The organism is Pseudomonas sp. AC463 (assembly GCF_979253585.1).
The window spans coordinates 41,365-54,723 of record NZ_CEEDDZ010000016.1; the positions used below are offsets into that span (position 1 = coordinate 41,365).

Consider the following 13,359-nt stretch of genomic DNA (forward strand, 5'->3'; position numbering starts at 1 on the left):
TGGAATACGTTGGCCAAGCATACACAAAGCAAATGTGGGAGGGAGCTTGCTCCCGATTGCTGAGTGTCAGTCAATGTATCTGGTGACTGAACCACTGCTATCGGGGGCAAGCCCCCTCCCACATTGGTACCGCTGCGACTTTAGAGACCGTAGCTCATCAGGCGCTCGTAACGACGGGCCAGCAGCGCTTCGTTATCCAGCTTCTTGAGCATCGCGAGTTGCGAACCCAGCTCGGCACGGATGGTCGCAGCAGCCGCAGCCGGGTCGCGGTGCGCGCCGCCCAATGGCTCGGCGATGACTTTATCGACGATGCCCAGGCCCTTGAGGCGATCGGCGGTGATGCCCATGGCTTCGGCAGCGTCCGGGGCCTTTTCGGCGGTTTTCCACAGGATCGAGGCGCAACCTTCCGGCGAGATCACCGCGTAGGTCGAATATTGCAGCATGTTCAGCTGGTCGCACACGCCAATCGCCAGTGCACCGCCGGAACCACCTTCACCGATCACGGTGGCGATGATCGGGGTTTTCAGGCGCGACATGACACGCAGGTTCCAGGCAATCGCTTCGCTCTGGTTGCGCTCTTCGGCGTCGATGCCCGGGTAGGCACCCGGGGTGTCGATGAAGGTCAGGATCGGCATCTTGAAGCGCTCGGCCATTTCCATCAGGCGGCACGCCTTGCGGTAGCCCTCAGGACGCGGCATACCGAAGTTGCGGCGCACTTTTTCGCGCACTTCACGACCTTTCTGGTGACCGATCACCATCACTGGCTGGTCGTCCAGGCGAGCGATACCGCCCACAATGGCCGCATCGTCGGAGAAATGACGGTCGCCATGCAGCTCGTCAAACTCGGTGAAGATGTGCTGAATGTAGTCCAGGGTGTACGGACGGCGCGGGTGGCGGGCCAGGCGCGCGATCTGCCAGCTGGTCAGCTTGCCGAAGATGTCTTCGGTGAGCGTGCTGCTCTTGTCTTGCAGGCGAGCGATCTCATCGCCGATATTCAGCGAATTGTCATTGCCGACCAGGCGCAGTTCTTCAATCTTGGCTTGCAGGTCAGCGATCGGCTGTTCGAAATCAAGAAAATTCGGGTTCATAAGCGTCCGTCTTGGGTCGACGGCCAGGGCGTGCCTGGCCAGCCGGTGGTCTATTCGCGCCCTACCTTAAGGGAGAGGCGCGGTTAGGTCGAGATTAAATGTTCAGCCGAGGTCAGACATATCTGACCGTCAACGGTATTGGAGGAAGACGTTGTCTCGCCCGAACTGGTCACGCAAAGCTTGAATCAAGCCATCGGCGGGATCAATTCGCCACGTCTCGCCAAACTGCAACATCGCCTTGGCGTCGTTGCCGGTGTACTCCATGGTCACCGGGCATGCACCACGGTGACGCTTGAGCAGGTCGCCCAACCAGCGTAGCTGATCGCCTTTGAGTGCCTCGGTCTTGACCTTCAAACGCAGGCTTTCGGCCAGGTTGGTGCGCGCATCTTCCATGCTCATCACCCGCTTGATCCGCAAGCGCAGGCCGCCGGAGAAGTCATCGTTGCTGACTTCCCCCTCCACTACCACCATCGCATCGGTCTGCAACAGCGATTGCGCGGAGTGGAACGCGTCGGCAAACAGCGACGCTTCGATGCGGCCCGAGCGGTCGTCGAGGGTGATAAAGCCCATCTTGTCGCCCTTTTTGTTCTTCATCACGCGCAGGGCGATGATCATGCCGGCGACGGTCTGGGTGTCGCGCGCCGGTTTCAGGTCAATGATGCGCTGGCGAGCGAAACGGCGGATCTCGCCTTCGTATTCGTCAATCGGGTGACCGGTCAGGTACAGGCCCAGGGTGTCTTTCTCCCCCTTGAGGCGTTCCTTGAGGGTCAGCTCCTTGGCCTTGCGATGGTTGGCGTACACATCGGCGTCTGCTTCCACGAACAGTCCGCCAAACAGGTCGGCGTGGCCGCTGTCGTGGGTGCGGGCGGTCTGTTCGGCGGCCTTGATTGCCTCTTCCATGGCGGTCAAGAGCACTGCGCGGTTACGGTCGATATTGGCCTGATAAGCCTTCGGCTCGTCGTGGAAATACGGGCCGAGACGGTCAAGTGCGCCGCTGCGGATCAGGCCATCGAGGGTACGTTTGTTGATGCGCTTGAGGTCGACCCGCGCGCAGAAGTCGAACAGGTCTTTGAACGGCCCGTCCTGGCGCGCTTCGGTGATCGCCTCCACCGGGCCTTCGCCCACGCCCTTGATCGCGCCCAGGCCATAGATGATGCGGCCTTCGTCGTTCACCGTGAACTTGAACTCCGAGGCGTTCACGTCCGGCGCGTCGAGGCGCAGCTTCATGGTGCGCACTTCCTCGATCAAGGTCACGACCTTGTCGGTGTTGTGCATATCCGCCGAGAGTACCGCGGCCATGAACGGCGCCGGGTAGTGAGCTTTCAGCCACGCGGTCTGGTACGACACCAGGCCGTAGGCGGCGGAGTGGGATTTGTTGAAGCCGTAACCTGCGAATTTTTCCACCAGGTCGAAAATGTTACCGGCCAGGTCGGCGTCGATATTGTTGGTCGCGCAACCCTCAATGAAACCGCCGCGCTGCTTGGCCATTTCCTCGGGTTTCTTTTTACCCATGGCACGCCGCAGCATGTCCGCACCGCCGAGGGTGTAACCGGCCATGACCTGGGCGATCTGCATCACCTGTTCCTGATACAGGATGATGCCGTAGGTCGGTGCCAGTACCGGCTTGAGGCCTTCGTACTGGTAGTCGGAGTGCGGGTACGCCAGCTCGGCACGCCCGTGCTTACGGTTGATAAAGTCATCAACCATGCCCGATTGCAGCGGGCCCGGACGGAACAGGGCCACCAGTGCGATCAAGTCTTCCAGGCAGTCGGGCTTGAGCTTTTTGATCAGCTCTTTCATGCCCCGCGACTCAAGCTGGAACACCGCCGTGGTTTCGGCTTTTTGCAGCAACTGGTAAGTCGGCTTGTCGTCCAGCGGGATAAACGCGATATCCAGCGGTGCTTCGTCGACCTTGGCGCGCTCGCGGTTGATGGTCTTGAGCGCCCAGTCGATGATCGTCAGGGTCCGCAGGCCAAGGAAGTCGAACTTCACCAGGCCGGCCGCCTCCACGTCGTCCTTGTCGAACTGGGTGACCAGGCCGTCGCCGGCTTCATCGCAATAGATCGGCGAAAAGTCGGTGAGCTTTGTAGGAGCGATAACCACACCACCGGCGTGTTTACCGACGTTACGCACCACACCTTCAAGCTTGCGCGCCATGTCCCAGATTTCGGCGGCTTCTTCATCGATCTTGATGAAGTCGCGCAGGATTTCTTCCTGCTCGTAGGCCTTCTCCAGGGTCATGCCGACTTCGAACGGGATCATCTTCGACAGGCGATCCGCCAGGCCGTAGGATTTGCCCTGCACCCGCGCCACGTCGCGGATTACCGCCTTGGCCGCCATGGAACCAAAGGTGATGATCTGGCTTACTGCATTGCGGCCGTATTTCTCGGCCACGTATTCGATCACACGGTCACGGCCGTCCATGCAGAAGTCGACGTCGAAGTCGGGCATGGAAACCCGTTCCGGGTTCAGGAACCGTTCGAACAGCAGGTCATATTCCAGCGGGTCCAGGTCGGTAATCTTCTGCACATAGGCCACCAGCGAGCCGGCACCCGACCCCCGGCCCGGGCCTACCGGCACGCCGTTGCTTTTGGCCCACTGGATAAAGTCCATTACGATCAGGAAGTAACCGGGGAACCCCATCTGGATAATGATATCCAGCTCGAAATTCAGCCGATCAACGTAGACCTGGCGCTTGGCTTCGTAGTCTTCGGTGGTGTCCCTGGGCAGCAGAACGCTCAGACGCTCTTCGAGGCCGTCGAACGACACCTTGCGGAAATACTCGTCGATGGTCATGCCATCGGGGATCGGGAAGTTGGGCAAAAAGTGCTTGCCCAGCTTCACTTCGATATTGCAGCGCTTGGCGATCTCGACCGAGTTTTCCAGGGCCTCGGGCAGGTCGCTGAACAGCTCGGCCATCTCGTCGGCGCTTTTGAGGTACTGCTCTTCGCTGTAGTTCTTCGAGCGGCGCGGGTCATCCAGGGCCCGGCCTTCGCCGATGCACACGCGGGTTTCGTGGGCTTCGAAATCTTCTTTCTTGATAAAGCGCACATCGTTGGTCGCGACCAACGGCGCGCCCAGCTTGTCGGCCAGGGCCACGGCGGCGTGCAGGTGTTCTTCGTCGTTGGGGCGGTTGGTGCGCTGCACTTCCAGGTAGAAACGGTCGGGGAAGACCTGCATCCACTCCTTCGCGAGCACCTCGGCCTCCTGCGGGTTACCGCCGAGCAGCGCGATGCCGATCTCGCCTTCTTTGGCGGCCGACAGCATGATCAGGCCTTCGCTGGCCTCGGCGACCCATTCGCGCTCGATGATGATCGAGCCATTGCGCTGGCCATCAATGAAGCCACGGGAAATCAGTTCGGTCAGGTTGCGATAACCCACGCCGTTCATCGCTAGAAGGCTGATGCGGCTCAGGGCGTTATCCGGGTCTTTGTTGGACAGCCACAGGTCGGCGCCGCAGATCGGCTTGATGCCGGCGCCCATGGCGTTCTTGTAGAACTTGACCAGCGAGCACATGTTGTTCTGATCGGTCACCGCGACCGCAGGCATGTTCATGCCCACCAGGGTTTTGACCAGCGGTTTGATCCGTACCAGGCCGTCGACCAGGGAGTATTCAGTGTGCAGGCGCAGGTGAACGAATGAAGCCGGCATAAAGATCCTGTCTTGATACATGGAAACAACAAGGCCCGGATTGTACCGGGCCTTGGCAAAAACATCAGCCTCGCGACTAAACCTCGCTGAGGTTCTCGCGCAGCTCATACGCCTGGCGCACCGGGGCGAACGAGCGGCGATGGATCGGCGTAGGGCCGAGTCGCGCCAGGGCTTCCAGATGAACGGGCGTCGGGTAGCCTTTGTGGCCGCCGATGCCGTAGCCCGGGTAGATCAATTCGAACGCAGCCATTTCACGGTCACGGCTGACCTTGGCCAGGATCGAGGCGGCGGCGATGGCCGGCACCTTGCTGTCACCCTTGACCACCGCCTCGGCCGGCATCGCCAGCTTGGGGCAGCGGTTGCCGTCGATCATCGCCAGCTTGGGCTTGATGTGCAGGCCTTCCACCGCGCGCTGCATGGCCAGCATGGTGGCGTGCAGGATGTTCAGTTCGTCGATTTCTTCGACCTCGGCCCGAGCGATATGCCAACTCAGGGCTTTTTCACAGATTTCGTCGTAGAGTTTTTCGCGACGCGCTTCGGTGAGTTTCTTCGAGTCGTTAAGGCCGAGGATCGGACGGTTGGGATCGAGGATCACCGCCGCCGTCACCACCGCACCGCACAACGGGCCACGCCCTACTTCGTCAACGCCGGCCACCAGTTCGTGGGCGTCGGCAACCAGGCTGAAATCCAGGCCCATTTGCGCACTCATAAAGCTTCCTGTTGTTGGCCGATCAAGCTCAATACGGCGTCGGCGGCCTGGTTCGAAGCATCGCGACGCAGGGTGCGATGGATCTCGTCGAAACCACGGGTCTGTTCTTCGCCGTCGTCGATCAAGGGTAGTAGGGTTTTTGCAAGGGCCTCGGGCGTTGCATCGTCCTGCAACAACTCCGGCACCAGCAGGCGTTGGGCCAGCAAGTTTGGCAAGGAGATGTAAGGGCTCTTGACCATGCGCTTGAGAATCCAGAATGTCAGCGGCGCCAGGCGATAGGCCACGACCATCGGGCGCTTGTACAGCAGCGCCTCCAGGGTGGCAGTGCCCGATGCGATCAACACCGCATCACAGGCCGCCAGGGCCAGGTGCGACTGGCCATCGAGCAGGGTCAATGGCAGGCTGCGACCTTCCAGCAGGGTTTCGATCTGCGCACGCCGTTGCGGGCTGGCGCAGGGCAACACGAAACGCACACCCGGCTTCAAGGCTTGCAGGCGCTCGGCAGCGTCGAAGAACACACTGGCCAGGCGGCCGACTTCGCCGCCACGACTGCCCGGCATCAGGGCCACCAGAGGACCGTCGGGCAAGCCCAGTTCGGCGAGGGCCGCTGCGCGATCGGCCTGCAGAGGAATGGTGTCGGCCAGGGTATGCCCGACAAACCGCACCGGTACGCCCTTCTCTTCGTAGAACCTGGCCTCGAACGGCAACAGGGTCAACATCAAATCGCAGCCTTCGCGGATTTTCAGCACGCGCTTTTGCCGCCACGCCCACACGGACGGGCTGACGTAGTGCACGGTCTTGATTCCGGCCTGACGCAACTTGAGTTCGATATTGAGGGTGAAATCCGGTGCGTCGATTCCGATAAAGACGTCGGGCTTTTCTTCGATAAGGGTCTGAATCAGCAGCTTGCGGCGGGCCAACAGCTCACGCAGGCGACCCAGCACCTCCACCAGCCCCATGACCGACAGGCGCTCCATGGGGAAGTAGGACGTGAGGCCTTCGGCCTGCATCAGCGGGCCACCGACACCGATAAACTCTACCGCCGGATGCTGGACCTTGAGGGCCCGCATCAGGCCTGCACCCAGAATATCGCCGGAAGCTTCCCCGGCCACCAGCGCGATACGCAGATTGGCCATGATCAGCGGGTGATGCCGCGAGTCGACGCCTGGATCGAGTCACGGAACACCGCGACTTCCGGGAACAACGCTGCCGGCTCGGCCAGTTGGGTCAACGCCTGATCCACCGTCAGACCCTGGCGGTAAATGACCTTGTAGGCACGGCGCAGGGCGTGGATCGCTTCTTCGCTGAAACCACGACGGCGCATGCCTTCGAAGTTCATGCTGCGGGCTTCGGCCGGGTTACCAAACACGGTTACATACGCCGGAACGTCCTTGCCGATGGCGGTGCCCATGCCGGAGAAACTGTGGGCGCCGATATGGCAGTACTGATGCACCAGGGTAAAACCGGACAGGATCGCCCAATCGTCAACGTGCACATGGCCAGCCAACGCAGTGTTATTGACCAGGATGCAGTGGTTGCCGATCACGCTGTCATGGCCGATATGGGCATAGGCCATGACCAGGTTGTGATCACCCAGGGTGGTCTCGGCACGATCCTGCACGGTGCCACGGTGAATGGTCACGCCTTCACGGATGATGTTGTGATCACCGATTACCAGGCGTGTTTCTTCACCCTTGTACTTCATGTCAGGGGTGTCTTCGCCTACCGAGGAAAACTGGTAGATACGATTGTGTTTGCCAATGCGGGTCGGACCTTTGAGGATCACGTGCGGCCCGATGACAGTCCCCTCGCCGATTTCCACACCTGCGCCGATGATCGACCAGGGGCCGACCTCAACGTCGGCGGCCAGAACGGCCGACGGATCGATGATTGCGCGAGGGTCAATCAAACTCATAGTTTGCGTTCCGCACAGATGATCTCGGCGGAGCACACCGGCTTGCCATCTACCGAGGCCTGGCATTCGAACTTCCAGATCTGGCGCTTGCAGCTGATGAACCTGGCTTCCAGGATCAACTGGTCACCCGGGGTGACCGGGTTGCGGAAACGCAACTTGTCGGAGCCCACGAAATAGTAAAGCGTGCCATCGGCAGGCTTGAGGTCGAGCATTTTGAAACCAAGGATACCGGCAGCCTGGGCCATCGCTTCGATGATCAACACGCCCGGCATGATTGGATGCGCGGGAAAGTGACCGTTGAAGAACGGTTCGTTGATGCTGACATTCTTGTAGGCACGAATGCGCTTTTCCTCAACATTGAGGTCCACTACGCGGTCCACCAGCAGGAACGGGTAACGGTGAGGCAGGTATTCGCGAATCTCGTTGATGTCCATCATTTCGGGGGGAAGCCTGTAATAAAGATTGGGGGCGGGCGGACTTAAAGCACGCCCCGCTAGCAAATCAAGGAGGCAGTCTAGCGGCTGTGCACACTTGATATGGAAATGGTATCAGCCTTCTGATGAAGCATTACCGCCAGGGGTCACGTCTCCAACACGCTTTTCCAGCTGTTTGAGGCGTCGAGCCATGTCGTCAAGCTGCCTCAAACGTGCTGCACTCTTGCGCCATTCAGCTGCGGGCTGCATGGCGGTACCGGAAGAATAGGCACCCGGCTCGGTAATCGAGTGGGTCACCATGGTCATGCCGGTGATGAATACGTTATCGCAAATCTCGATATGCCCCACCAGACCTACGCCACCGGCGAGCATGCAATGCTTGCCGATCTTGGTGCTGCCGGAGATACCTACACAGGCCGCCATGGCGGTGTGATCGCCAATCTGCACGTTGTGGGCGATCTGGATCTGGTTATCGAGCTTCACGCCGTTACCGATCACGGTATCGGCCAAGGCCCCGCGATCCACAGCAGTATTCACACCGATCTCCACGTCGTCGCCGATCAATACGCCGCCGACCTGGGCAATCTTGTTCCAGATGCCTTTGGCGTTGGCAAAGCCGAAGCCTTCGCCACCGATCACGGCACCGGACTGAATGACCACACGCTCACCGATACGCACATCGTGGTACAGGGTTACGCGGGGAGCCAGCCAGCCGTCGGCACCGATTTCGCAGCGCGCGCCGATAAAGCAATGCGCGCCGACCGTTACACCGGCGGCAATGCGTGCACCGCTCTCGATCACCGCAAAGGCACCGATGCTGGCCGCAGGATCAACCTGGGCATCATCGGCGATCACCGCTGAAGGATGAACACCAGCGACGGCCTTGGGTTTTGGATCGAACAGATGCGATACCCGGGCATACGCCAGGTAAGGGTCAGCCACCACCAGCGCATCCCCGGCAAACCCTTCGGCGTCAGCGGCTTTCAGCAATACGGCTGCAGCTTGGCTGTCGACAAGGTATTTACGGTATTGGGGGTTTGCGAGGAAGCTCAACTGAGCTGGGCCAGCCTCCTGCAAGGTGGCTAGCCCAGTGATTTCTTTCTCCGGGGAGCCACGCAAGGTGGCCCCCAGGAACTCGGCCAACTCGCCGAGCTTGATAGTCGCGGTCATGGCTTACTTCAGCTGGTTCATGCGCTCGATCACCTGGCGGGTGATGTCGTATTGAGGCTTGACGTCGATTACAGCGCCGCGCTCGAACACCAGGTCAAAGGCACCTTTCTTGATGACTTCTTCCACAGCGCTGTCGAGTTTCGGCTTCAGCTGTTTCAGCATTTCACGGTCGGCAACAGCCTTGGCTTCGTTCAGCTCCTTGGACTGGAACTGGTAGTCACGGGCCTTTTGCTTGAATTCCAGCTCCAGACGCTCGCGCTCGCCTTGCTGCATCTTGTCGCCACCGGCTACCAGACGATCCTGGATACCCTTGGCGCTGCTTTCCAGAGTCTTGAGCTTGGTCAGTTGCGGACCGAATTTTTTCTCGGCATCCACTGCGTATTTCTTGGCCGCGTCGGATTCCAGCAGAGCCATCTGATAGTTCAGGACGGCGATTTTCATTTCGGCGAAGGCCGGGGTGGTTACCAGCACAGTGGCCAGCAGAACCAATTGAGTCAACTTACGCACAATGCAACTCCTACAGAATCCGTTGTCGTTATCTTGGGTCAGACGCTTAGAACGTCTGGCCGAGGGAGAATTGGAAAATCTGGGTTTCAGCGTTATCCGGTTTCTTGATCGGCATGGCCAGAGCAAAGCTCAATGGGCCAAGCGCAGTCACCCAGGTCACACCCACACCCACGGAGCTTGCCAGGTTGCTCAGGCTCACGTCGTTGCACTGGGTATTGGACTTCACGCCACTCGGGTTTCTGATCTGCTCGCACTTGGAGTCGAACACGTTACCCACGTCCCAGAAGACCGAGGTACGCAGCGAACGCTGGTCCTTGACGAATGGCAGCGGGAACAGAATCTCCGCACCACCCTGGATCAACACGTTACCACCGAATGGCAGCGGATCGTCGTCCGAGTCAACTACAGTGCCCTGGTTACCGGTTACGCCAACACCACGGCTCGGGGTACCACGTGGGCCCAGGGTGCTGTCCTTGAAACCACGTACGGAGTTGAAGCCACCCGCATAGTAGTTCTCGTAGAACGGCAGACCGTTGGTGGAACCATAACCGTCGCCATAGCCCAGCTCAGTGTGCAGGCGCATGGTGTAATTGTCGCTCAACGGCGTGAACAGCTGGCCACGGTAGTCGAGCTTGAAGAACGACAGGTCACTGCCCGGCGTTGTGGTTTCCAAGGTCAGGCTCTGGGAATGACCACGGGTCGCCAGTACACCTTTGTTAAGGGTCGACTCGGACCAGCCGGCAGACGCCTTGAAGTTCAGGAACTTGTCGCCTTCACGACGGGTGAAGTCGAAGATTTCGTCCACGGTGTAGACACCGGTCTTGATCTCATCTTGCTGCGCGGTCAGGCCGAAGGTCAGACGCGAGGTCTCACTGATCGGGTAACCGATGTTCACACCGGCGCCGAGGCTGTCGATCGCATAGCTTGCAACGTCAACGTCGAGGTCTTTGTAGTCGGTAGTGCGGTAGAAGGCGTTGTAGCCAAGGCTCACACCGTCAGCAGTCCAGTAGGGGTCGGTATAACCGAAGTTATATCGGCTCTGGTATTCGCTTCGGGTCAGGCCGATGGATACACGGTTACCGGTACCCAGGAAGTTGTTCTGGGTGATGGAACCGCCGAGGATCAGACCGGCGCTCTGTGCAAAACCGACGCTGGCGGTGATGGAACCGGACGCTTGCTCTTCAACTGCGTAGTTCACGTCAACCTGGTCATCCACACCCGGTACGGCCGGGGTTTCGACGTTGACTTCCTTGAAGAAGCCCAGGCGCTCAAGACGGGTCTTGGACTGGTCGATCAGGTAAGTCGACGCCCAGCCACCTTCCATCTGGCGCATTTCGCGACGCAGCACTTCGTCCGCAGACTTGGTGTTGCCACGGAAGTTGATACGGTTCACATAGGCACGCTTGCCCGGATCGACGACAAAGGTGATGTCCACGGTGTGGTCATCATCATGCGGCGTCGGTACACCGTTGACGTTGGCGAAGGTGTATCCCTCGTTACCCAGGCGACGGGTAATCAGTTCGGACGTGGTGGTCATCAGCTTGCGCGAGAACACCTGGTCTTTCTGTACCAGCAACAGGGCCTTGACCTGGTCTTCAGGCACTTTCAGGTCGCCGCTAAGCTTGACGTCGCGAACCTTGTACTTCTCACCTTCGTTGACGTTGACGGTGATGTAGACGTGCTTCTTGTCCGGGGTGATGGACACCTGGGTCGAAGCGATATCCATGTTGATATAGCCACGATCCAGGTAGTAGGAACGCAGACGCTCCAGGTCACCGGAGAGCTTTTCACGGGCGTACTTGTCATCGTTCTTGAAGAACGACAGCCAGTTGGTGGTCTTGAGTTCGAACAGGTCGATCAGGTCTTCATCAGCGAACTTGGTATTGCCTACCACGTTGATGTGCTGAATGGCCGCGACGGTACCTTCGTTGATGTTGACCTTGAGGCCGACACGGTTACGAGGCTGCGGCACCACTTCGGTTTCCACGGTCGCGGAGTAGCGGCCCTGGGCAACGTACTGGCGTTGCAACTCGTTACGCACACCTTCAAGGGTGGCGCGCTGGAAGATCTCGCCCTCGGCCAGGCCGGACTGTTTCAAGCCCTTCATCAGGTCTTCAGTGGAGATCGCCTTGTTACCCTCGATCTCGATACTGGCGACGGAAGGTCGCTCGACAACAGTGATGACCAGGACGTTACCTTCGCGACCCAGTTGGATGTCTTGAAAGAAACCGGTTTTGAACAGCGCACGAGTGGATTCCACCAGGCGACGGTCATCAGCCTGTTCACCAACGTTCAACGGCAACGCACCAAAGACGCTACCCGCGGAAACCCGCTGGAGGCCATTGACACGAATATCGGAGATGGTGAAGGACTCGGCGTGAACTTCGGCGATCATCAATACGGTGAGAACCGCAGTTAGCAGCAGACGTTTCATGAAGTCCTTTCTTATTCCAACTGGCAATAAACAAACTGCCGCAAAATGCGGCAGATTCGCAATTCAGCGAAGCGTTACAGTCGACCCAGATCGTTGACAAGGGCTAACAACATCACCCCGACCACCAAACTGATACCGATCTGTATCCCCCAACCCTGCACCCGATCCGACAAGGGGCGACCACGCGCCCACTCGACCAGATAAAACAACAGATGCCCCCCATCCAATACTGGAATGGGCAGCAAATTCAGAACACCCAGGCTAATACTCAGATAAGCCAGGAAATTCAGGAAATCCGCGACACCCGACTGGGCAGAAGCGCCCGCCACTTTAGCAATGGTTATCGGTCCACTCAAGTTTTTTACCGAGAGCTCGCCGAACAACATTTTCTTGAGGGATTCGAGGGTCAGCACACTCATGGTCCAGGTGCGTTTCGCACCCTCGCCAATCGCCGCCAACGGCCCGAAGCTGACCTCACGCACCATCGACGGCGGCCACTCGGGACTCTTGACGCCAGCCCCCAGGTAACCCCCGGCCGCCTTGGCCTCGCCGCGAACCGACAAGGTCACGGGGACGTCGATTTGAGCACCCTCGCGCTCAACTTTCAGCACAATTTTGGTATCAGGACGTACACGTACCAGGTCGACCACTTGCTGCCAGTCACCCAACGCCTGGCCATCGAGGGCCAGGAGGCGGTCGCCGGTTTTCAGACCTGCGGCCTGGGCCGGGCCCTTCGGATCCAGCTCGGCGAGTACCGGCGGCAGCGAAGGGCGCCATGGACGGATCCCCAGGGACTTGATCGGATCAGGTTCGTCAGCGCCCTTCAGCCAATGGTCAAGGGTCAGCTCACGCGGGGTTTCGGCAGTGGAATCCTGCTCGCGCACCACCACATTGACGGTACCGCTTTCGCCCAGGCGACGAACCAGCTGCAAGTTGACCGCACCCCAACCCGTGGTGGGTTCGCCATCAATAGAAACAATTTCCTGCCCGGCGACCAGGCCAGCCTTGGCCGCCATGCTGTCGGCCTCGACCGCGCCGATGACCGGGCGCACCTGCTGGCTGCCCATCATGGCCAGAACCCAGAAGAACACGATTGCCAGCAGGAAGTTGGCGATCGGGCCGGCGGCAACGATCGCGATACGCTGACGAACGGTCTTGCGGTTGAAGGACTGGTCCAGTTGATCCGCCGGGACTTCGCCTTCGCGCTCATCGAGCATCTTGACGTAGCCGCCCAACGGGATGGCCGCAATCACGAACTCGGTGCCACGGCGGTCGTGCCAGCGCAACAGCGGCATGCCGAAACCGACGGAAAAGCGCAGTACCTTGACGCCGCAACGACGCGCGACCCAGAAGTGGCCGAATTCGTGGAAGGTAACCAGCACACCCAGAGCAACCAGGGTGCCGACAATCATGTAAAGCGCACTCATCTAATTTCTCCGCATTCCAATCCA

General features: G+C 59.5%; 10 protein-coding genes. All 10 read right to left on the reverse strand.

What is annotated here, in order from left to right:
- Positions 1 to 140 precede the first annotated feature (140 nt).
- The 10 genes from AC0IYH_RS20160 to rseP all read right to left on the reverse strand — a co-directional run bounded on the left by AC0IYH_RS20160 (position 141) and on the right by rseP (position 13,335).
- Entirely contained in the window at positions 141 to 1,088 is a 948-nt protein-coding gene (locus AC0IYH_RS20160; protein WP_003172288.1) for an acetyl-CoA carboxylase carboxyltransferase subunit alpha, read from the reverse strand.
- 129 nt (positions 1,089 to 1,217) lie between these two features.
- Complete coding sequence (gene dnaE / locus AC0IYH_RS20165; protein ID WP_471835899.1) at positions 1,218 to 4,739, reverse strand: DNA polymerase III subunit alpha; 3,522 nt, start codon at positions 4,737 to 4,739, stop codon at positions 1,218 to 1,220.
- A gap of 76 nt (positions 4,740 to 4,815) precedes the next feature.
- Entirely contained in the window at positions 4,816 to 5,448 is a 633-nt protein-coding gene (gene rnhB / locus AC0IYH_RS20170) for a ribonuclease HII (RefSeq protein ID WP_122773977.1), read from the reverse strand.
- Positions 5,445 to 6,584 carry a lipid-A-disaccharide synthase gene (gene lpxB, locus AC0IYH_RS20175; RefSeq protein ID WP_471835901.1) on the reverse strand — a complete coding sequence of 380 codons (1,140 nt, stop codon included), beginning with the start codon at positions 6,582 to 6,584 and terminating at the stop codon, positions 5,445 to 5,447. Before lpxB ends, rnhB begins: the two co-directional genes overlap by 4 nt.
- Before the next feature lie 2 nt (positions 6,585 to 6,586).
- Positions 6,587 to 7,363 (reverse strand): acyl-ACP--UDP-N-acetylglucosamine O-acyltransferase, encoded by a 777-nt coding sequence (gene lpxA, locus AC0IYH_RS20180; protein ID WP_116628364.1) that lies wholly within the window; start codon positions 7,361 to 7,363, stop codon positions 6,587 to 6,589.
- Positions 7,360 to 7,800, reverse strand: a complete 441-nt coding sequence (gene fabZ, locus AC0IYH_RS20185) for a 3-hydroxyacyl-ACP dehydratase FabZ (protein ID WP_005785726.1) — start codon at positions 7,798 to 7,800, stop codon at positions 7,360 to 7,362. Before fabZ ends, lpxA begins: the two co-directional genes overlap by 4 nt.
- Positions 7,801 to 7,911: 111 nt before the next feature.
- Entirely contained in the window at positions 7,912 to 8,967 is a 1,056-nt protein-coding gene (gene lpxD, locus AC0IYH_RS20190) for a UDP-3-O-(3-hydroxymyristoyl)glucosamine N-acyltransferase (RefSeq protein WP_116628365.1), read from the reverse strand.
- A gap of 3 nt (positions 8,968 to 8,970) precedes the next feature.
- A complete protein-coding gene (locus tag AC0IYH_RS20195) occupies positions 8,971 to 9,474 on the reverse strand; it encodes an OmpH/Skp family outer membrane protein (RefSeq protein ID WP_003172279.1) in 504 nt (167 codons plus the stop codon).
- 46 nt (positions 9,475 to 9,520) lie between these two features.
- On the reverse strand, positions 9,521 to 11,908 hold the full coding sequence (bamA, locus tag AC0IYH_RS20200) for an outer membrane protein assembly factor BamA (RefSeq protein WP_116628366.1): 2,388 nt from the start codon (positions 11,906 to 11,908) through the stop codon (positions 9,521 to 9,523).
- 74 nt (positions 11,909 to 11,982) lie between these two features.
- Positions 11,983 to 13,335, reverse strand: a complete 1,353-nt coding sequence (gene rseP / locus AC0IYH_RS20205; protein WP_116628367.1) for a sigma E protease regulator RseP — start codon at positions 13,333 to 13,335, stop codon at positions 11,983 to 11,985.
- Positions 13,336 to 13,359 lie beyond the last annotated feature (24 nt).